Source organism: Azoarcus sp. KH32C (assembly GCF_000349945.1).
In the GTDB taxonomy this organism is placed as follows: domain Bacteria; phylum Pseudomonadota; class Gammaproteobacteria; order Burkholderiales; family Rhodocyclaceae; genus Aromatoleum.
The window spans coordinates 3,524,704-3,544,766 of record NC_020516.1; the positions used below are offsets into that span (position 1 = coordinate 3,524,704).

16 protein-coding genes are annotated in these 20,063 nt (G+C 66.2%); 5 read left to right on the forward strand and 11 right to left on the reverse strand.

Annotation, left to right across the window (positions count from 1 at the left end):
* Nucleotides 1–16 precede the first annotated feature (16 nt).
* The 6 genes from AZKH_RS15590 to AZKH_RS15615 form a co-directional block, all read right to left on the reverse strand.
* The gene (locus AZKH_RS15590) at nucleotides 17–436 is read right to left on the reverse strand and encodes a nuclear transport factor 2 family protein (protein ID WP_015436748.1); all 420 of its coding nucleotides are present in this window, start codon (nucleotides 434–436) and stop codon (nucleotides 17–19) included.
* Between the two features lie 166 nt (nucleotides 437–602).
* The gene (locus AZKH_RS15595) at nucleotides 603–1,409 is read right to left on the reverse strand and encodes a thiazole synthase (RefSeq protein WP_172642495.1); all 807 of its coding nucleotides are present in this window, start codon (nucleotides 1,407–1,409) and stop codon (nucleotides 603–605) included.
* 34 nt (nucleotides 1,410–1,443) lie between these two features.
* Entirely contained in the window at nucleotides 1,444–1,653 is a 210-nt protein-coding gene (gene thiS, locus AZKH_RS15600; protein WP_015436750.1) for a sulfur carrier protein ThiS, read from the reverse strand.
* A gap of 10 nt (nucleotides 1,654–1,663) precedes the next feature.
* Nucleotides 1,664–2,707, reverse strand: a complete 1,044-nt coding sequence (locus AZKH_RS15605) for a YeiH family protein (RefSeq protein WP_041656258.1) — start codon at nucleotides 2,705–2,707, stop codon at nucleotides 1,664–1,666.
* 80 nt (nucleotides 2,708–2,787) lie between these two features.
* Nucleotides 2,788–4,599: a sulfoacetaldehyde acetyltransferase gene (gene xsc, locus AZKH_RS15610; RefSeq protein WP_015436752.1), complete on the reverse strand. Its 1,812-nt coding sequence runs from the start codon at nucleotides 4,597–4,599 to the stop codon at nucleotides 2,788–2,790.
* A gap of 264 nt (nucleotides 4,600–4,863) precedes the next feature.
* A complete protein-coding gene (locus AZKH_RS15615; RefSeq protein ID WP_041656260.1) occupies nucleotides 4,864–6,291 on the reverse strand; it encodes an amino acid permease in 1,428 nt (475 codons plus the stop codon).
* A 207-nt stretch (nucleotides 6,292–6,498) separates the two neighbouring features.
* Between AZKH_RS15615 and AZKH_RS15620 the strand changes: the two genes are divergently transcribed.
* The 4 genes from AZKH_RS15620 to AZKH_RS15635 are packed head-to-tail and all read left to right on the forward strand — an operon-like array spanning nucleotide 6,499 to nucleotide 9,974.
* A complete protein-coding gene (locus AZKH_RS15620) occupies nucleotides 6,499–7,473 on the forward strand; it encodes an AAA family ATPase (protein ID WP_015436754.1) in 975 nt (324 codons plus the stop codon).
* Nucleotides 7,473–9,215 (forward strand): cobaltochelatase CobT subunit, encoded by a 1,743-nt coding sequence (locus tag AZKH_RS15625; RefSeq protein ID WP_015436755.1) that lies wholly within the window; start codon nucleotides 7,473–7,475, stop codon nucleotides 9,213–9,215. The genes AZKH_RS15620 and AZKH_RS15625 overlap by 1 nt, the downstream gene beginning before the upstream one ends.
* Before the next feature lie 41 nt (nucleotides 9,216–9,256).
* A complete protein-coding gene (locus tag AZKH_RS15630; protein WP_041656261.1) occupies nucleotides 9,257–9,610 on the forward strand; it encodes a Lin0512 family protein in 354 nt (117 codons plus the stop codon).
* The gene (locus tag AZKH_RS15635) at nucleotides 9,603–9,974 is read left to right on the forward strand and encodes a Lin0512 family protein (RefSeq protein ID WP_015436757.1); all 372 of its coding nucleotides are present in this window, start codon (nucleotides 9,603–9,605) and stop codon (nucleotides 9,972–9,974) included. Before AZKH_RS15630 ends, AZKH_RS15635 begins: the two co-directional genes overlap by 8 nt.
* On the opposite strand, the gene AZKH_RS15640 is transcribed toward AZKH_RS15635, so the two are convergent.
* Nucleotides 9,971–12,715, reverse strand: a complete 2,745-nt coding sequence (locus tag AZKH_RS15640) for an EAL domain-containing protein (protein WP_015436758.1) — start codon at nucleotides 12,713–12,715, stop codon at nucleotides 9,971–9,973. The genes AZKH_RS15635 and AZKH_RS15640 overlap by 4 nt on opposite strands.
* A 302-nt stretch (nucleotides 12,716–13,017) precedes the next feature.
* On the opposite strand from AZKH_RS15640, the gene AZKH_RS15645 reads away from it, so the two are divergent.
* Nucleotides 13,018–14,283: a GTP-binding protein gene (locus AZKH_RS15645; protein ID WP_015436759.1), complete on the forward strand. Its 1,266-nt coding sequence runs from the start codon at nucleotides 13,018–13,020 to the stop codon at nucleotides 14,281–14,283.
* Nucleotides 14,284–14,363: 80 nt separating this feature from the next.
* Here the strand turns inward: AZKH_RS15645 and AZKH_RS15650 are convergent, their stop codons facing one another.
* From AZKH_RS15650 to AZKH_RS15665, 4 genes are all read right to left on the reverse strand, one after another.
* On the reverse strand, nucleotides 14,364–14,645 hold the full coding sequence (locus tag AZKH_RS15650) for a hypothetical protein (protein WP_015436760.1): 282 nt from the start codon (nucleotides 14,643–14,645) through the stop codon (nucleotides 14,364–14,366).
* A 73-nt stretch (nucleotides 14,646–14,718) separates the two neighbouring features.
* The gene (locus AZKH_RS15655; RefSeq protein WP_015436761.1) at nucleotides 14,719–15,591 is read right to left on the reverse strand and encodes a hypothetical protein; all 873 of its coding nucleotides are present in this window, start codon (nucleotides 15,589–15,591) and stop codon (nucleotides 14,719–14,721) included.
* On the reverse strand, nucleotides 15,588–17,864 hold the full coding sequence (locus tag AZKH_RS15660; protein ID WP_015436762.1) for a hydantoinase B/oxoprolinase family protein: 2,277 nt from the start codon (nucleotides 17,862–17,864) through the stop codon (nucleotides 15,588–15,590). The genes AZKH_RS15655 and AZKH_RS15660 overlap by 4 nt, the downstream gene beginning before the upstream one ends.
* A gap of 45 nt (nucleotides 17,865–17,909) precedes the next feature.
* The gene (locus AZKH_RS15665) at nucleotides 17,910–20,045 is read right to left on the reverse strand and encodes a hydantoinase/oxoprolinase family protein (RefSeq protein WP_015436763.1); all 2,136 of its coding nucleotides are present in this window, start codon (nucleotides 20,043–20,045) and stop codon (nucleotides 17,910–17,912) included.
* Nucleotides 20,046–20,063: the final 18 nt, after the last annotated feature.

Consider the following 20,063-nt stretch of genomic DNA (forward strand, 5'->3'; position numbering starts at 1 on the left):
TGTCCGGCGAGGGTGCTCAGTTGCTTCCCTTGGCGACCGGCGGGCGGTCCTTGCGGTAGGCGTTCTTGACCGCGATCTTGCCGTCGCGGAAGGTGAAGACGTCGACCATGCGCGCCTCGATGCGGGTGCCGTCGGCCTTGGTGCCCGCGAAGGTCGATTCCGATACGCCGCGGTCGCCGCAGACGAAGTGTTCGCCGTCGAGCCAGGCCGCGTCCGGGAAGGTCTGCCACGCGAGCTGGAAGCCGGCGCGTACGGCATCGCGGCCTTCGAAACTCTTGCCGAAGAGCCCGGGGCCGGCGACGGCGTGGAAGACGCAGTCTTCGGCCATGAAGCTCATCAGGGCTTCGATGTCATGACGGTTCCAGGCGTCCGCGAAGGCTTTGAGGGTGTCGGCGGTGACTTCGTTGCGGATCGGGGTGGCGGCGAGGTTGCTCATGGGAATCTGTCTCCTGCGATCTAAATTCTAGTTAATACGATACGATTTGTACCGATTTTTGAAACTTGATTTACATTAGGACGGCGTCGCTGAAGTGTCAAGATAAAGTTTCAAATATCGAAACGTTTTTATTTATTTTTCGGAATTTATCTCGATTGTTCTCCGTTCACGCGATGCGGCCGGCCATCGGCGACGACGGCGAGGCGGCGAAGCGGCGCGGGATTCGGCCGGCGAGAAAGGCTTCCCTGCCCGCCTCGACCGCGAGGCGCATTGCGCGGGCCATGCGGATCGGCTCACGGGCGCCGGCGATGGCGGTATTCATCAGCACGCCGTCGCAGCCTAGTTCCATCGCGATCGCGGCATCCGACGCCGTGCCGACGCCCGCGTCGACGATCACCGGCACCCGCGCCTGCTCGATGATCAGCGACAGGTTCCACGGGTTGAGGATGCCCATGCCGGAGCCGATCAGGCTCGCGAGCGGCATCACCGCGACGCAGCCGATGTCTTCGAGGATGCGCGCCTGGATCGGGTCGTCGCTGCAATAGACCATCACGTCGAAGCCGTCCTTGACGAGCGTTTCGGCGGCTTTGAGCGTCTCGGGCATGTTCGGGAAGAGCGTCTTCTCGTCGCCGAGCACTTCGAGCTTGCACAGGGGGTGGCCGTCGAGTAGTTCGCGGGCGAGTTGCAGCGTGTAGACGGCATCCTTCGCGGTGTAGCAGCCGCCGGTGTTGGGCAAGATCGTGAAGCGGTCGGGCGGCACGGCGTCGAGCAGGCTCGGTTCGTTCGCGTGCTGGCCGATGTTTACGCGGCGGATCGTGACCGTGACGATGTCCGTGCCGCTCGCATCGACCGCGGCCCGCGTCTCGTCGAAGTCGCGGTATTTCCCGGTGCCGACCAGCAGGCGCGACGCGTAGGTCTTGCCGGCGATCGTCAGGCCCTCGTCCGCCGTGACGCACGGTGCTTGACCAGGCATGTCGTGCAGTTTCATGTCGTCTCCTCTTTGGTATTCAACCGCCGCCGATCGCGACGACGACTTCGACGCGATCAGACGGAAACAGGATCTGCTTGCGCCAGCGCGGCGACGGAATCACCTCGCGATTGACCGCGACCGCGACGCGCTTGCCGAGCAGGCCGAGCGTCCCGATCAGGTCGTGCAGCGTTTCGCCCTGGCGCATGTCGTGCGGGGCGCCGTTGAGTTCGATCGTGAGGGAATCCATTTTCAGCCCCTCAATGCGCCGCGATCAGGCGGCTCGCGTACACCACCAGCAGCATGTAGCCGGCGACGAAGAGCGCTTCGCCGGACATCAGCACGATGGGCTTCCAGCCGAGGGCGGCCAGCTTTTCGAGCGAGGTCTTGACGCCGAGCGCGGCGATCGAGATCACGAGGCACCAGCGCGACAGCGTCGAACTCGCCTCGACGAATCCATGCGACAGCAGGCCCAGGCTGTTCAGCGCCGCGAGCGCGGCGAAGGCGACGAGGAAGAGCGGCAGGACGGGCGTCTTCTTGCCGTCGCCGCCGTTCTGCTTCTTGCGCTCGCCGTGGAAGACGAGCGCGAGCACGACGACGACCGGCATCAGCATCGCGACGCGGAACATCTTCGCGAGCGTCGCGGCGTCGCCGACCTCGGGCGAGATGATCAGGCCCGCGCCGACGACCTGGGCGACGTCATGGATCGAGCCGCCGAGGAAGAGGCCGGCTTCGCTCGTCGAAAGCCCACAGGCCTTGACGACCAGCGGATAGAGCACCATCGCCACGGTAGAGAAGATCGCGATGCCGATCGCCGTGAGCAGCGTGTAGCGTTCGGTCTCGCGGGTCTGCGGCAACGTCGAGGAGATCGCGAGCGTCGCGGAGATGCCGCAGATGCCGGTGCCGCCGCCGGACAGCAGGCCCAGCATCGGAGGCAGGCCGAGGATGCGGGCGAGCAGGATGCCGAAGCTGATCGTCAGCACGACCGCGCCGACCAGTGCGCCGACGCCGACGAGGCCGAGGTCGCTGACGTCGCTCGCGACGATGCGCGCCCCGAGCAGCGCGACGCCGAAGCGCACGAGCTTCTTCGCAGAGGCTTCGATGCCCGGCATGCATTTTTCGGTGTCGGACAGGAAATGGAAGGCGATGCCCATCAGCAGCGCGTAGAGGAACTGGGGGCCGCCGTAGTGTTCGGAGATGAAGGTCGCCGCGACGGCGATCACGGCGCACAGCATGAAGCCCGGCATCAGCACGCGCACCTCGCTGAACATCGCAGGCGGCGCATATGTTGTTTGAGTGGTCATTGGGATCGGGGTCCGGTGAGGATGTCGGGTGGCGGCGGAGCGACCTCGTGGGCCGCCCCGCCTTCTTCAGGCACTACGGATCAGACGTAGTCCTTGTACTTGTCGAGGTGACGCACCGGCTTCGACAGCGCATCGCGGCGGAAGGGGTCGCCCAGTTCGCGCGTGCACATGATCTCGATGATGCAGGTCTTGCCGTGGTTCATCTGCAGGTCGATGGCCTTCTTCAGCGCCGGGCCCACGTCCTCCAGCCGATCCACCGTGATGCCCTCCGCGCCCATCGCGCGCGCGATCTCCGCGAAGCTCTGGTTGTCAAGCTCGCCGGCGACGAAGCGGCGGTTGTAGAAGTCCACCTGGTTCTTCTTCTCGGCGCCCCATTGGCGGTTGTGGAAGACCACCGCCGTCACCGGGATGTTGTGGCGCACGCAGGTCATCGTCTCCATCAGGCTCATGCCCCAGGCGCCATCGCCGGCATAGGACACTGCCGGGCGATGCGGCGCGGCGACCTTGGCGCCGATGATCGTCGGGAAGGCGTAGCCGCAGTTGCCGAAGCTCATCGCGGCGAAGAAGCTGCGGGGCTTCTCGAAGCGCAGATAGCTGTTGGCGACCGAGTTGATGTTGCCGATGTCGGTCGACACCATCACGTCGGGCGGCATCGCCTTTTCGAGTTCGCGCAGGACCTGGCGGGGATGCAGGTAATGACCGCCGTTGAAGGTCTTTTCCTTCGCGTTCTCTTCGATCATGTCGAGGCTGAACGGGTCACGCTCGTGCGTCCATTCGTCGAGCTCACGCTCCCAGGCGGCTTTCTCGGCGGCGATCTTCTCGGCGCGCTGCGCCTTGGTGGCGTCGCATTCGAGGGCGCGGTTCGCGAGACGCTGGGTCAGCGCGATGGCCGCGGCCTTGGCGTCGCCGCAGATGCCCACCGAGATCTTCTTCACGAGGCCGAGCATCTTGTTGTCGGCGTCGATCTGGATGATCTTGGCGTTCTTCGGCCAATAGTCCATGCCGTGCTGCGGCAGCGTGCCGAAGGGGCCGAGGCGCGAGCCGAGCGCGATGACCACGTCGGCCTGGCTCATGAGCTTCATCGCCGCCTTCGAGCCCTGATAGCCGAGCGGGCCGCACCACAGCGGATGGCTCGCGGGGAAGGAGTCGTTGTGCAGGTAGCTATTCACGACCGGCGCGCCCAAGCGTTCGGCGAGCGCCTTGCACTCCTCGACCGCATCGGCCATCACGACGCCGCCGCCGGAGATGATCACCGGGAACTTGGCGGTCGCCAGCAGCTCGGCCGCTTCGTTCAGGCTCGCCTCCCCGCCCGCGCCGCGGTCGAGGCGGCTGGGCTTGGGGATCTCGCAGGTGATCTCGCCGTAGAAGTAGTCGCGCGGGATGTTGAGCTGGGTCGGGCCCATCTCGCTCATCGCGCGGTCGAAGCAGCGGCCGGTGTATTCGGCCATCCGGGCGGGATGCGTCACGTGGCCCTGGTACTTGGTGAATTCCTGGAACATCGGCAGCTGCTTGCATTCCTGGAAGCCGCCGAGGCCCATCGTCATCGTGCCGGTCTCGGGCGTCACGATCACCACCGGGCTGTGCGCCCAGTAGGCCGCCGCGATCGAGGTCACGCAGTTGCTGATGCCGGGGCCGTTCTGGCCGATCACGACACCGTGGCGGCCGGAAACGCGCGAAAAGCCGTCGGCCATGTGGCCGGCGCCCTGCTCATGCACCACCGGGATCAGCCGGATGCCGGCCGGGGCGAAGATGTCCATCGCGTCCATGAACGCGGAACCCATGATCCCGAACATGTCGGTCACGCCATTGGCGACCATGGTTTCCACGAAGGCTTCCGAGGGGGTCATCTTGTGCGGGCCGCTGACGACCGTGCGGCGGTCTTGATCGCTCATTGGTGCTGTCTCCTTGTCGAGAATTCTGGATATTTCAAATATCGATTTCGGTATGATTTGTTCCGGAATTCGATACTTGACTGAAATGTACGTCGACGAATTTCAGACGTCAACCATAATTTCGTATTTCTGAACTATTTGTCTCTTTATTTGAAATTCCGAAATGAAAACGCCGCTGCGCGTGATGCACAGCGGCGCACTGGGCAGAGCCGGAGTGAAGTCGCGGAGCAGGCCCCGATCCGGCTCCGCGAGCGGGCAGAGGCGTTACAGCTTCCTGAAAGCCGGGACTTCGGGCGAGATCGGGGCAAGCTCAGGCTTTCCCCGCCACAGGCCCCTCAGGCCATACACCGCGAGGAGAATGCCCAGGCTGACCACGCCGAGCAGCAAGGGCGTGCGCTGGTCGGGGATGAAGGCCATCGCGACGACGATCGCGAGCATGCCGACGATCGCGACCCAGGTGAGGTACGGGTAGGCCCACATCTTTACGCGCAGGCGGGCCGGATCTTCGCGCTCGAGACGGGCGCGCAGGCGCAGCTGCGATACGGCGATCGACACGTAGACGAAGATCGCGACGGTGCCGTAGGAATTGACGAGGAAGGCGAAGACCGTGTCGGGCGAGACGTAGGACATCACGACCGCGACGTAGCCGAAGAGCGTGCCGAGCAGGATCGCGCGGACCGGTACGCCGTTGCGGCTCAGCTTCGCAAGCCCCTTCGGCGCGTCGCCGCGACGGGTGAGCGCGAAGAGCATGCGCGAAGACGCATACAGGCCGGAGTTCAGCGCGGACAGCACGGCCGTCAGTACGATCGCGTTCATGATCTGCGCCGCGGCAGGAATGCCCATCGCGTTAAGCGCGCTGACGTAGGGTGTCGCCATGCCTGTCGAGTTCCACGGTACGAGGCATACGACGAGCAAGATCGAACCGACGTAGAAGAACAGCACGCGCGTGATCACGGAGCTGGTCGCCTTCGCGACGGCACGCTCGGGCTCGGCCGTTTCCGCCGCGGCAACGGTCACGATCTCGGCGCCGAAGTAGAAGCCGGTCGCCGCAACCGCACCGGTCAGTACCGGTACGATGCCGTTGGGCATGAAGCCCCCGTGCTCGGTGAGGTTGGCGACGCTGGCCGGCACGTCCGGCCACAGGCCGCAGACGTAGAGCCCGCCGAGGAACAGGAAGACGACGATCGCCGCGACCTTGATCGACGCGAACCAGAACTCGAACTCACCGAAGGACTTCACCGAGATCAGGTTCGTGAGCGTCAGCGTCACCAGCAGCCCGAGGCTGATCGTCCAGGACGGCACGTCGGGCAACCAGAAGCGCACCAGATCGGCGCCGGCAACTGCTTCGAGCGCGACGACGATCACCCAGAAGTACCAATACATCCAGCCGGTGAGGAAGCCGGCGAGGTCACCGACGGCCGGCCGGTCGGACCACGCCGTGCGCGCGAACTCGTAGAAGGCGCCCACCCCGGGCATTGCGACCGCCATCTCGCCGAGCATGCGCATCACCAGCACGACCAGCCCGCCGGTGAGCAGAAAGGACAACACTGCCGCGGGGCCGGCCGACTTGATCACCACCCCGCTGCCGACGAACAACCCGGCGCCGATCACGCCGCCGAGCGCGATCATCGTCATATGGCGCTGTTTAAGGCTGTGCTGCAGCCCTTTCGAATGCCCTACTTCACTTTTCACGGCTCTTCTCCTCCGGATTCGATGCATTTTCAGAAGCAATGGTCTTGGTCTTTATTTTTGGAATCTTATGTTCCGATTTATTTTTCTTATCCAACTCTAGGACGCGTTTCGACCCAAGTCAAGTTGATGTTTCGTTTTCCGGAACTTGTTGTACCTTTTATTTGAATATCGCTATCATGATTTCGCCTTGACCTCCAGGAGACTGCCGTGACCGAACCCGCCCCCGACACCCCCGACCAGCTCGTCCCGGTCCATTCGCTGTTCGGGATCGACTCCGATCTCAAGGTGCCGGCCTTCAGCAGCCGCGACGACCACGTGCCGGAGATCGACGAGGCCTATCGCTTCAACCCGGACGTGACGCTCGCGATCCTCGCCGGCTTCACGCGCGACCGACGTGTGATGGTCCAGGGCCTGCACGGCACCGGGAAATCAACGCACATCGAGCAGGTCGCGGCGCGGCTCAACTGGCCCTGCGTGCGCGTGAATCTCGACGGCCACATCAGCCGGCTCGATCTCGTCGGCAAGGACGCGATCGTCGTGCGCGACGGGCAGCAGGTGACCGAATTCCAGGAAGGCATCGTGCCCTGGGCACTGCAGCGTCCGGTCGCGCTGATCTTCGACGAATACGACGCGGGGCGGCCGGACGTGATGTTCGTGATCCAGCGCATCCTCGAGCGCGACGGCAAGTTCACGCTGCTCGACCAGAACCGGGTGATCCGCCCGCATCCCTTCTTCCGCCTGTTCGCGACCTCGAACACCGTCGGACTCGGCAACCAGACGGGCCTCTATCACGGCACGCAGGTGCTCAACCACGCGCAGATCGACCGCTGGAACATCGTCGCGACGCTGAACTACCTGCCGCGCGACGAGGAAGTCGCGATCGTGCTCGCGCGCGTGCCGGCGAAGGCCAACGCGCAGGGGCGTCGTCTCGTCGAAGCGATGGTCGCGGTCGCGGATCTCACGCGGAAGGGCTTCGCCGCCGGCGACCTGTCGACGCTGATGTCGCCGCGCACGGTGATCACCTGGGCCGAGAACTGCGAGATCTTCCGCAATCCGGCGCTGGCCTTCCGGCTGTCCTTCCTCAACAAGTGCGACGAGGTCGAGCGGCCCATCGTCGCGGAGTACTACCAGCGATGCTTCGGCGAGGAGCTCGACGAATCCTGGATGCGCGAGGCGGCGTAATGTCCACCACACAACAGCGGCCGACCGCCCAGCAGCGCGCGAAGCGCCAGCAGAAGGTCGAAGAGTTGTGCGCGGCGACGCTGCGCGCGCTGACCGGCGACGCGCGCCTGCATTACCGTGGACGGCGCCTCTACGCAGGCGAGCGCGCCCTGCCCCAGCACGCGCCGCACCTGCGCGTCGATCCGGCCGAGGACGATTTCGGAGACTGCCGTGCGGCGGCCGACGGTGCGGCGCTGCACCTGCTGCATTCCGACGCGGCACAGCATCACAGCCTCTGCCCCGAAGATCCAGTCGAGCGCCTTGTCTTCGAGTTGCTCGAGCAACTGCGCGTCGAGACGCTAGTTCCCGCCGACATGCCGGGCATGGCCGAAAACCTGCACCGGCGCTTCGAGAACTGGTCGCGCGCCTTCTACCGTTCGGGCCTCACCGAAGGCAGCGTCGGCATCCTGCTCTACACGGTCGCGCAGATGTGCTGGTCGCGGCTGACGACCCGCCGCGTGCTCGAAGAGACCGAGGACTATATCGAGAGCACCCGGATGTCGCTGGTGTCCGCGATGGGGACGGCGCTCGCCGGCATCCGGCGCCATCGTGCCGACCAAGCCGCCTTCGCGCCGCATGCGTTGGCGATCGCGCGCATCGTCGGCGACCAGGTCCGCGCCGAACTCGCGGCGACCGATGAGAACTCCGACGAGGAAGCGGACGAGGCGAAGGCCGGCTTCGCGCTGCTGCTTGATTTCGACGACGGCGACGATACCGGCGACGGCATCGCCGCCGCGACGACCGGCACGAGCAAGGTCTTCGAGGACGCCGCCCTCGCCTACCGCGTCTACACGAACCGTTTCGACACAGAAGTCGCGGCGGGCTCGCTCGTGCGCCGGGCCTTGCTGTGCGAATACCGCGAGCGGATCGACCGGCGCATCGCCGAACAGGGCATCAACCTGCCCCGCCTCGCCCGCATGCTCGCGGCCACGCTGACCCGGCCTGCGCGCGACGGCTGGCGCTTCGGCGAGGAAGAGGGCCATATCGACGGCCGCCGGCTCGCGCAGGTGATCAGTTCACCCGCCGAACGTCGCGTGTTCCGTCAAGAGCGTTTCATCCTGCAGGCGGACTGCGTCGTGAGTTTCCTCGTCGACTGCTCCGGCTCGATGAAGACCCATGTCGAGTCCGTCGCGGTGATGCTCGACGTGCTGATCCGCGCGCTGGAGACGATTGGCGCGCGCACCGAACTACTGGGCTTCACGACCGGCGCGTGGAACGGCGGCCGCGCCTATCGCGAGTGGATGGGCCGCGGACGGCCGCCCCGGCCCGGCCGGCTCAACGAGGTCTGCCACATGGTCTTCAAGGAAGCGGATCGCGGCTGGCGGCGCGCGCGGACCGACATCGCGGCCTTGCTGAAGGCCGACCTCTTCCGCGAAGGCATCGACGGCGAGGCGGTCGAGTGGGCGTGCAGTCGGCTGCTTGCGCGGTCCGAGGCGCGTCGCATGCTGGTCGTGATCTCGGACGGCTGTCCGTCGGACAGTGCGACCGGTCTCGCCAACGACGCCTTCTATCTGGACAATCACCTCAAGGACGTCGTCGGACGCCACGAGCGGCAAGGCGCGGTGGAGATCCTCGGGCTCGGCGTCGGGCTGGACCTCAGTCCCTTCTATCGCCGCTGCCTCGCGACCGACATGACACAGGGCCTGGAAAATGGGCTGTTCGCCGAGATCGTACAGCTGATCGGCGGCCGGCATCGGCGCTAAGGCGCTAAACCAACGGACTTTCGACAGGAGATACGACAGACATGGCAAAGACCCGGATGGCCGTGCAGTTCGGCATGGGGACTTCGATCCGCAGCCAGGACTACACGCAGGCCGCCGCGCGCGCGATCCGCGACGCGCTGTGGCACAACTCGCTCAACATCGCCTCGGCCTTCGGCTTCCCGAAGGAAGAAATGCTGATCGACGTCGAAATCGGCATCCAGAAGCCGGAGGCGGTCGACACCTCAGCGCTCGTAGGCATCTTTCCATATGGCAAGCCAAGCTTCAAGGTCGTGGCGGGCGGGCTGGACGTCCCCAAGGCCGACGGCAGCGGCGTCACCGTGATCGCCAACGCCGCGATCGTCGTTTCCTTCGACCTGGAGCGCAGCGATGCCTGAAAAGCGACTGATCCTCGAAATGGGCACCGGCAACGATCTCTTCGGCGGCGACTACACGAAGGCCGCGTGCCGCGCAGTGCAGGACGCGCTCCACCACTCCGTGCTGTCGCTCTTCCGCTCGCTCGGCTACGACACGCGCGACATGCGCGTGCAGGTCACGATCGGCGTGCAGCAGCCCGACAAGGTCGACGCCGAAATCGTGCGCGCCGAACTACCGCGTGGCAAACCGGAGGTCCGGGTGGTGTTCGGCGGCCTAGACGTCCACGACCCCGAGCAGGACACGACGCACGTCATCGCGACCGCCGCCATCGAAGCCTTCCTGCCGATCGAGTCCGGCGTGTGGCACCTGCGGGAGAGCTCCTAATTGCAGGCTGAATGAGCAGCGGGCGACGCGCCCCTTGTGGCAGGGGCAGCGATCAGCTTCTCGAATTCGTCCACGCCGAGCGGACGATGGAACAGGTAGCCCTGCCCCATCTCGCAGTGCCGCTCCTTCAGGAAGGCGAGCTGCGACTCGGTCTCGATGCCTTCGGCCAGCACCTCGATGCCCATCGCGTGGGCCATGTCGACAATTGCGGTGATGATCGAGCATTTCCCCGATTCGCTCGCAATGCCCTGCACGAAGCTCTGGTCCACTTTCAGTTCGTGGATGGGCAGACGGCTGAGGTAGGACAGCGACGAATAGCCCGTGCCGAAGTCGTCGATGCTTACCGCGATGCCGCGCTGCTTGAGGTGCGAGAATTTTTCCGCGGTGCCGTCGACGTCCTCCAGCAGCGTACCTTCGGTGAGCTCCAGGCAGATCGCCGCGGCGGGCACGCCCTGGCTCGCGAGCTGCTCGCACAACTGGTCGACGAAGTCCGGGTCGCGCAACTGCTGGGCGGCGACATTGATCGAGATGCGCGGGGGGTCGAGGCCGCGCATCCGCCACAACGCGATCTGCGCGAGCACCTTGGCCATCACCATCCGGTTGATCGCGACGATCAAGCCCGCCTCCTCGGCGGCGGGGATGAAGCGCGCCGGGGGCACGTCGCCGAGGGCGGGGTCGTGCCAGCGCAACAGGGCTTCGGCGCCGACCAGGGCACCGCCTTCGAGCGCATGTTGGGGCTGGTAGACGACGCGGAAGCGATCGCCGTCGAGCGCGGCGCGCAGTCCCGTCTCGAGGCTCATCCGCGACTGCACCTCCGCCTGCATTGCGGCGGCAAAGAACTGGCTGCGGTTGCGCCCGAGCTGCTTCGCCTCATGCAGCGCCGTATCGGCGTTCTTCAACAAGACGGACGCCGTATCGCCGTCGACGGGGAAGACGCTGATGCCGATGCTGGCCGCGCCGAACACTTCCTGCTCGCGGATGCAGAACGACGCGGTCAGGTACTCCAGCGTCTGCGCGACGAGCGGCCGAACCTCGTCGCGACCCACGCCACGCAGGATCGCCGCGAATTCGTCGCCGCCCACGCGGGCCAGCGTATGGGCGGAGCACAGGCAGCGACGCAGCCGGTCCGCGACCTGCTCGAGCAGCATGTCGCCGGACTCGTGGCCGAGCGTGTCGTTGATGTGCTTGAAGTTGTCGAGATCGATCAGCAGCACCGCGAGACTTTCGCCGGTCCGCGCCGCCTCGGGGAGGATGTCCGCGAGGCGATCGCACAGCTGCTTGCGGTTCGCGAGCCCCGTCAAACCGTCATGAGTGCTCATGAACTCCAGCCGGCGCTGCAGCTTGTCCACGGCACCGCTGTCGCCGAAGATCCCGATGTAGCCCTGCGCCTCGCCACCAGCGCCCTTGACGACGTGGATCGTGAGCCAGACCGGCAGGATCTCCCCATCCTTGCGCCGGTTTTCGATCTCGCCCTCCCAGAACCCCTCCTCGACGAGGCTGCGCCACATGCGCTCGAAGAACTCGCGCGGATGGCGGCCTGACTGCAGGATGCTCGGTCGCTGGCCGACCAGATCGGCGGCGCCGTAACCGGTCATCGCCGTGAAGGCCTCGTTGACCGTGACGATCAGGCCCTGTGCGTCCGTCACCATCACGCCCTCGCCCGCCCGGTCGCGAATCTCGCGCACGCTGCGGACCGGCGGCGCGCCGGGCACGACGATCGCGGCCGACGGCGACAGCGCCTTCACCGCGGCCTCGACGTCGCCCACGACCGGACCCGCCAGCGCTGCCCCCACAGCCGGCTCCGGAACCGACACGACATGGCCCAACAACCTGCGCCCGCGGAACACCGGCTCGATGTGCCCCTCCAGCAGCGGCTCGGGCAACATGTTTGGTGCATTCGATTCATCACCTCGATGGCCCGCCATGGGAATGCAGGAATCGACCGACAGCACGATGCCCCTCGCGGCCAGGGCCGGCGCCGCCCGGTCGTTCGCCTTGACGAGACGACCGCGCACATCGAAGACCATCACGCCGCCGGCCTCGCCGAGTCTCGCGACGCTCGCTTCCAGGAGCTGGAAACGCTCCTCCAGCTCCATTTGCGCAAGGCGGTTTTCGATGCTGTTCGCAGTGGTCGCTACCAGCGCCAGTGAATGCGACGAATAGTTGCGGCTCAGGCCGGAGACGTCGAGTACGCCGACGACACTGCCATCCAGCGGATCGCGAATCACCGCCGCTGAACAGGTCCAGCGCTGGATCGGCTCGCAAAAATGCTCGGCGGCGTGGACCTGAATCGTTTGCGCGAGCGCCAGCGCCGTACCGATCGCATTGGTGCCGATGCTCGATTCGCTCCAGTTGCTGCCCGGAATCATCCCGAAGCTCCGGGCCAAATCGCGTATGTGTGGATCGCCTTCGACGTCGAGGACGACGCCTTCCGGGTCGACAAGAACCATGACCGTGCCGGTCTGGGCAAGGAAGTCACGCGACTGGACGAAGAACGGCGCGCTCGCCGATATCAGCCGTTCGTTGCGGTCGCGCAGCCCATCCAGCCCTTCCCGCTCGATCTGCGACGGCGCTTCACCGCGCCCCGGATCGACATGTCCGAGCAGACAACGGCGCCACGACGCGTCGATGACGCCGCGCAGCACGCCATCGGCGGCATAACGCTCGCCCCCCAGGAAATGCTCCCACGCGCTCTTTACCTGGGGATTGTTCTCCGGACGCGACAACCAACTGGCTCGCACTTGCCTCCTCCTCGTGGCTCCCGGGCTCACCGGCCCTTTCCCCTGCTGACTGCGCTCCCGCTCTTATCACCAAGGTCGTACTTCGGAATAGCATCAAGCGCGCCAGAAGGCGAGCCGGGCGCATCACGACTGGCGACGCACGCCACACGTCCGCTCCGCCGTTCGATTGCGCGACTCACCATGTCCGGTTCCCGGACGCAGGCAGCGAGACACTTTGCGCCGGCTGGCGCGGCACGTGGGACAGCGGGATCGGTGCAGGACTTGCTAAGGAGACTGACAGTCCACGCCATCGAGGTATCGCCATGGAATCCTTGCATCCGGCAGCGGCCGGCTCCCGCACGAAGACGATCGACCGAATCCCCGTCACCCTCCTGACCGGCTTCCTCGGCGCCGGCAAGACGACGCTGCTCAACCATCTGATGAAGCAGCCCGAGATGGCGGGCGCAGCCGTGTTGATCAACGAATTCGGCGAGGTCGGCATCGACCATCACCTCGTCGAGCGGGTCGACGAAACGTTGATGATCCTCGACTCCGGCTGTCTATGCTGCAGCATGCAGGGGGATCTCGCGAAGGCGCTGAAGAATCTCTCCACCCGCAGTTCGCGCCGCGAGATTCCGCCGGTGACGCGGGTGCTGATCGAAACGACCGGGCTGGCCGATCCGGTGCCAGTGATCTACACGCTGATGGAACATCCCTTCGTCGCGCCCCGCTACGTCTGCGACGGCGTCGTGACGGTGGTCGACGCGACGCATGGTGTCCGGCAGCTGGCCGAGCATTCCGAGGCGATGCGACAAGTCGCGATGGCCGACCGGCTGCTGATCAGCAAGAGCGATCTGTGCGACCGCACGTCGCGCGACGCCCTCGATGAAACCCTCGCCACCCTGAACCCGGCGGCGCCGCGCATCGCGATTCGACACGGGCGGGTCGAACCCGGAGTCGTGTTCGGCGGTGGAGTTTATACGTCGGACGGCAAGTTGCCGGACGTCGCCGCCTGGCTCGGAGAGGAAGCCGCGCGCGACCTGCAGGCACGTGCCGCGACGGCGCCTGTCGCGTGGCGTAAGGGGGTCGCCGCGCCGGTCCACGCACCCGCGCGGCGGCACGACGAGCGTGTGCGCAGTTTCGTCGTGGATTTCGGCGAGCCGGTCGGCTGGTACGGTTTCGCCGCGGCGATGGGCCGCATCCTGACGAACCACGGCGCGCATGTCCTCCGAGTCAAAGGCTTGATGAGCGTCGCCGGGGCGGAAGACACGCCGATGGTGGTCCACTGCGTTCAGGACGTCGCCTACCCGCCGCTGCGGCTGCCCGCCTGGCCAGCGCAAAGCCCCTTCGAAGACCGCCGCGGGCGGCTGGTGTTCATCGTGCGGGATTTGACGGAGGCGGACGAAGCCGCGATCCGCGCTTCGCTCGCCGACCTGCCGCGGACCGCCGCAGCCGTGCGCGCCGTCGCCGCGACGCCGCTGCTGCCGACGCGCTGCTGGCTCAACGAACGCATGCCGACACCGGCATCGTCGGCAATCACAGTCGATGGCTGGGTCGTGCAGCCCAAGCGGTTTAAAGCCGCCTCGTAGGGCGGAATGAAATCCCGCCGTCGGCATCCACGACGGCACCTCGGCATTCCCGCTCGCCCGGTCGGCGGGATCATCCCGCCCTACGACGCCGCGACCTCTTCGGCGCTCAGCCAACCGCTTGCACGCATCCGCTGCATCGTCGGCAGGCAGGCCGGATCCTTCGTGAAGACGTGGACGAGGTCCGGCCGCGCGGCATCCCAGTAGGCATGATCGACCGTCAGCGGATCGGCAGGTCCGTCCACTTTCAGCACCGCCCCGGCCTGCGGCACGAAGGGCAGATCGACGTCGAGGCACACTTCCTCCGCCTCGAAGCACCCGTCGTCGATCGCCGGCCGCGCGAGGTGCCAGATCCTGATTTTCATTCCATTCCCGCAAAAAAAAAGCGGCCGGCGCACACCACCGCGCGCCGGCCGACAAGGGAGGACCAGCAAATTACTAAGCCTGCGCCCGGAGCCTCGCCAGGTTTTCGAGCACCGACTCCGGCTTCTGCTCGCGCGGGATCTCGGCGAACCAGAACTGCCGCGCACCGCGTGCCGGAATCTCCTGCCCGGCCCACAGCGCCTCGCTCACGTCGAGCCCCGTCGCGACGTCCGCCCCGTGGATCGCAGCGGCCGGGCCGATCAGCGCCTGCACATCCTCGATCGCCGGCTGCGCGGCAAGCGGCGCGTCACCGAGCCGCAGCGCGACCGACCAGCGATAGTGGCGTGCGACGTTGAGCACCGGCCGGTAGCGCTCGACTTCGAGCGGGCCGAAGCGCGCGTCGTCGTCGCGCTCCTCGAACAGCAGGCCGGCCACGTCCAGGTGCGACACCGAGCGCAGCACGTCGGCGACATACATCGCCGCGTCCTCGATGCCGTCCCCGTCGAGCTCGACGTCTTCGCGGCCCGCGAGCACGTTCGCGCGATACAGCCAGTGGCGCGGCGACGGCATCGCCAGCACGAGCGGCACCTGCCCGCGCAGATGCGCGACGACCGCCGCCAGCACCTCGGCGAGAATCGCGCGCGGCGGCTCGGCTTCCAGCCACTTGCGTAGCGGCCACGCGAGGCGCCGCTTGGCGCCCAGCTCGGCCTTCAGCTCGGGGTGGCGGACGAGCCAGGAGTCGTACAGCCCTCCCACCTCGACCACCGCGACGTCCGGGCGCAGCAGGCCATGGGCCTGCGAGAAGTAGGCCAGGTACTGCGCCGCGCCGGCCCAGGGGTCGCCCCCGTTGCCGAGCAGGCGCAGCGTGTAGTCGGCCGACTTCAGCCACACCCGGACGCCCCCACCGCCCGCGCCACCGGGCAACAGGTCGGCGAGGGGCTGGGTCATTGCTTTTCCTCGGCCAGGGCACCCAGTGCCGCCAGCCGGGCCTCCAGCTCTTCGATGCGCACGTCCTTGGGGTGGCGCATGTAGTTCGGACGCGGGGTGTCGGCGTCGCGGAAGGTGTCGACGCTGCCCATGTAGAGCTTCGCGACGTCGTCGCCCCAGCAGCCGAAGTACTGCAGATGCGTCGGCGGCGTGTCGCGGTTCCAGCCCTTCACGAACTCGGCGTAAGGCACGCCGCGCGCCTTGCGGGCCTTGCGCTCGGCGTCGCGCGCAGCCTGGGTCGCGTCGTGATTGATCGCGAGCGTCACCGGGTCGAACTTGACCTTGTAGAGGCGCTCGGCAACTTCGGGCGAGATCAAGCCTTCCTCGATGTCCCGGATGACGCCGGCCGGATCGCGCTCCAACAGGTCGCCGTAACCCGCCCCCGCGCCCTGCGAGATCATGAACAATTCGCCGCGCTTCGATATCTCGAAGCCCATGCCCATGTGGTGGGTCGTGTAGGTCGCTCCGTCGAAGGGCCGCTCGTTCATGATCTCCTCGATCGAGTGCTTGAACTTCTCCGGCTCGTTGAGCAGCACGTCATAGACATCGACACCCTTCACCTTCGACAGCGGATAGGCGCCGCAGGCGTAGCCGCCGAACAGGCCCTGCAGCGGCGGGAACTTCGCGCCCTGGCAGACCGTCATGAAGCCCCACTGCTCGCTGTCCTTGGTCGCGACGATCATCGTGTAACCCTGGCCGCCGCGGTACTTGCCCGGGGCGATCGCGTCGCGCGTCATCTTCTTCGACACGAGCTGCAGGAAGGGCACGTCCTCCTCGTTGAGCTCCTGCTCGCCGATGTCGGCCATCGTCGCGAAGATCGGCGCCAGCGCGTGCTCGCCGTCGCGGTCGACGGTGGCGCCAGCGCCCATGCCGTTCAAGTCCGCGCACAGGTTGCCGAGCGTCTCGCCGTGCTGGCTCACGCCGCCCCAGATGAAGGTGTTGATCATGTTGAAGGTCGGCGCATGCACCTTCGTGTACTTCTCCGGGCAGCTGTAGAGGAACTTCGCGACCGCGTGCTGGCCGGCGGTGAAGCCGGTGAAGATCGACATCAGGCTCTGAGAGTTCGGCGCCGCGTACGAGCAGTTCACGATCGACGCGGGATCGGTGATCACCTCGATCGGCGCGAACGCCGCCTGGCCGCGCGGCAGGTCCGGCCACACGTAGCACAGGAAGACCTGCGCGAGCATGCCCTTGAGGCCCGCGACGATGGTGTTGGTCGGACGGTTGGTGAACTCCGGCGCGGAGCCGCGGAAGTCGAAGATCAGCCGGTCGCCGGTCTTCGTGAGCTTGCAGTTGATCTTCACCAGGCAGTTCTCGCGCAACGTCGAGTCCTGCATGATGTAAGTGCGCACCGTCATGTCCGGCCATTCGCTGATGCGGCGCTTCACTTCGGCGCGCACGTTCTCCATCGTCAGGCGCAGCGTCGAGACCAGCGCCTCGGGGCCGTCGGACTTCAGCGTCTCCTCGATACGCTGCTTGATGCGCAGGCAGGCGAAGAGCTTGACCTTCATGTCCTCGTACTGCAGCTTGGGCTCGCGCACCGAGTTCTGCAGGAAGGTCAGGATGTCGCGCTTGATCTCGTAGTTCTCGACGACCTTGAAGGGGCTCATCTTCAGGCCTTCGTCGCACGGGCTCTCGGCCATCGAAGGCATGCCGCCGGGCTCGATTGCTCCGTTCTCGCCCTCATGCACGGTCGAGGCGACCCAGCACACCAGCTTCCCTTCGTGGAAGATCGGCAGGATCATGCTCTGATCGGTGTTGTGCACGTTGCCGTAGCGCGAGTCGTTGTGGATGAAGCCGTCACCGTCGCGCACGCCGACCGTCGGGTCGTTGATCCAGTTCTTGATGATGAACTTGATCGGGTGGTGGACCAGCGCCGAGAAGATCAGCACGCCACCGGCACTGGCGATCGCGAGGTCGCCCGACGCGGAATACACGCCGGTGATCACGTCGCCCCACTTTGCGCCGGGCGCCGCACCCATCTGCTCGACCATCTCGTAGCCTTCGTCGCAGCCGGCCTGGATGCGGTCGCGGATCTTCGCGATGGTGTGCGCGTCGCTGACCTTGCGGATGCATTCGTCCTCGGCCTCGCTGCGCGGCATCAGGTCGTGGTTCTGCATGATCTCGGGATCGGGCCCGAGGAAGAGCGTGTTGTCGCTGAGGAATTTCTTGATCAGCGCCAGTTCCTCGGCGCTGGGGGTCTTGGCCCGGACGGGCGTTGCAATGTCGTTCATGTTCAATCCTGTCTGATAGGTGGGTCGTTGGATGTCCGGCTACCCTCAGGTGCGCAGGAACCAGGAGGCACCCTGCTTCGCCGCGACGAACTTCCAGCCCGGATTCACGAGGAAGGTGGTCACTTCGGAGGCGACGATCGCGGGGCCCTCGATCTGCACGCCCGGCTCGATCGCCGAGCGGCTCCACACCGGCGTCTCGAACGCGCCGTCGTGGCCGACGAAGTAACACTTGCGGGTGCTCGCGGGCTTGGGCGGCGAGCGGCGCTGGTCCTCGGGCACCGGCTTGATGTCCTCGAACTGCACGGTCTCGTGGCGCACGAAGGCGGCGACGCGGATCGTGTTGATGCGGATGCCCGCTTCCGGCGCCTGCGAGCCTTCGCCGAAGCGCTTGCCGTAGTCGTTGGCGAACTGCTCGATGATCGCGAGCACGTCGGCGACACCGTGCATCTCGTGCTTCGGGATGACCGCGGTGGTCTGCACGAGCTGGTTGCCATAGCGCAGGTCGAGCTCGAGGTTGTGGCAGATCTCCTCGCGCGGCACGCCCTGGCGGATCAGATCCTGGGTGCCCTGTTCCTTCAGGTCGGCGACGATCTCGTTGAAGCGCTCATAGTCGTCGAAGAGCTTCAGCGAGTTCGAGTCGTACAGCACCATGTACAGCGAGGTCTCGTGGATGTGCAGCTGGTGCATGTTGCCGGCGCCGACGGCCGAGAACACCGAGCTCAACGGCGGCGCGAGGATCTTGTCGATGCTGAGGTTCTGCGCGATGCCGCAGCAATGCAGCGGGCCGTTGCCTCCATAGGCCAGCATCGTGAAGTCCTTCGGGTCGTAGCCGCGCGCGCGCAGCTCCGTGAAGAGACCGTTCGCCATGTTGTCGTCGACCTTCTCGCGGATCAGCAGCGCCGCCTCGATCACCGAGCAGTCGAGGTCGTCGCACAGCGCGTCCTCGATCGCCGCCGACGCGCGCCGCGGATTGAGCGGAATCGAGCCGCCGGCGTAGTTCTGCGGATCGAGGTAGCCGAGCAGCAGGTCGGCGTCGGTCACGGTCGGCTTCATGCCGCCGCGGTCGTAGCAGGCCGGGCCGGGGTCGGAACCCGCCGACTCGGGGCCGCATTTCACGGTGTCGTACATGCGGTCGTAGCTCGCGATCGAGCCTCCGCCGGCACCCAGCGTGACGAGGTGCACCATCGGCACCGACACCAGCCAGCGGTCGATGACCGGGTTGAAGTCGTAGTGCTTGATGCCGCCATCGACGACGATGCCGATGTCGTAGCTCGTGCCGCCCATGTCGGTCGCGACGACGTTGCCGAGGCCCGCCATCGCGGCGAGGTGCTCGGAGGCGCCGATGCCGGACACCGGCCCCGAGTGGATGGTCTGCAGCGCATCGGTCGAGTTCAACTGCGCCATGCCACCCGAGTTGTGGATGACCAGCATCGGCTTCTCGTAGCGGTGCGCGCGCAGGTTCTGCTCCAGCGCCGACAGCGCGTGGTACATCGTCGAGTGCAGGTAGCCGTCGACAATCGCCGAGGTCGCCCGCACGTACTCGCCCTTACGCCCCGCGACCTGGTGCGACAGGATCACCGGGATCGCGCCCAGCAGGTGCGAGGGGTATTCCTCGAGCAGGATCTCCTCGATGCGCTGCTCGTGCGCGGGATTCACGACCGCATTGACCAGCGCGACGACGATGATCTCCGCGCCGCGGTCGACCAGCGAGCGGATCTGCGTGCGCACGTCGTCCTCGTCGAGCGCCATCACCAGCTCGCCCTGGAAGTCCACGCGCTCGCGCACGCCGCGGATCATGTGCGGCAGCACCAGCGGATCGGGGCGCTGCGCGTTGGGCATGTCCTGCTGGCCCATGTTGTCCAGCCCTTCGCCGTAGCCGCGGGCACGGGACAGCGGCACGGTCGCCTCGTAGCCGGCGGTGACCAGCATGCCGATCTTGGGTCCCTTGTGCTCGATCAGCGCGTTGGTGCCGAGCGTGGTCGCGTAGCGCACCGAGTCGACCTGCGACAGGATCTCCTCGAGCTCCAGCCCCAGGACGTGGTAGGCCTTGCTCAGGGCTTCGTTGAAGCCCAGCGCCAGGTTGTGATGGGTGGTCAGGGCCTTGGCTTCGATGTACTTGCCGTCCCACACCACGAAACAATCGGTGAAGGTGCCACCGATATCAACTGATACTCGCCTCATGCTATCTCCTCGATTCCT

What these genes read in the sequence shown, in the direction of transcription:
- AZKH_RS15645 (WP_015436759.1), top strand. Translation starts at nt 13,018, where the DNA reads ATGGAATCCTTGCATCCGGCAGCGGCCGGCTCCCGCACGAAGACGATC.
- AZKH_RS15655 (WP_015436761.1), bottom strand. Translation starts at nt 15,591, where the DNA reads ATGACCCAGCCCCTCGCCGACCTGTTGCCCGGTGGCGCGGGCGGTGGG.
- AZKH_RS15665 (WP_015436763.1), bottom strand. Translation starts at nt 20,045, where the DNA reads ATGAGGCGAGTATCAGTTGATATCGGTGGCACCTTCACCGATTGTTTC.
- xsc (WP_015436752.1), bottom strand. Translation starts at nt 4,599, where the DNA reads ATGAGCGATCAAGACCGCCGCACGGTCGTCAGCGGCCCGCACAAGATG.
- AZKH_RS15595 (WP_172642495.1), bottom strand. Translation starts at nt 1,409, where the DNA reads ATGCCTGGTCAAGCACCGTGCGTCACGGCGGACGAGGGCCTGACGATC.
- AZKH_RS15590 (WP_015436748.1), bottom strand. Translation starts at nt 436, where the DNA reads ATGAGCAACCTCGCCGCCACCCCGATCCGCAACGAAGTCACCGCCGAC.
- AZKH_RS15605 (WP_041656258.1), bottom strand. Translation starts at nt 2,707, where the DNA reads ATGACCACTCAAACAACATATGCGCCGCCTGCGATGTTCAGCGAGGTG.
- AZKH_RS15625 (WP_015436755.1), top strand. Translation starts at nt 7,473, where the DNA reads ATGTCCACCACACAACAGCGGCCGACCGCCCAGCAGCGCGCGAAGCGC.
- AZKH_RS15660 (WP_015436762.1), bottom strand. Translation starts at nt 17,864, where the DNA reads ATGAACGACATTGCAACGCCCGTCCGGGCCAAGACCCCCAGCGCCGAG.
- AZKH_RS15635 (WP_015436757.1), top strand. Translation starts at nt 9,603, where the DNA reads ATGCCTGAAAAGCGACTGATCCTCGAAATGGGCACCGGCAACGATCTC.
- thiS (WP_015436750.1), bottom strand. Translation starts at nt 1,653, where the DNA reads ATGGATTCCCTCACGATCGAACTCAACGGCGCCCCGCACGACATGCGC.
- AZKH_RS15630 (WP_041656261.1), top strand. Translation starts at nt 9,257, where the DNA reads ATGGCAAAGACCCGGATGGCCGTGCAGTTCGGCATGGGGACTTCGATC.
- AZKH_RS15650 (WP_015436760.1), bottom strand. Translation starts at nt 14,645, where the DNA reads ATGAAAATCAGGATCTGGCACCTCGCGCGGCCGGCGATCGACGACGGG.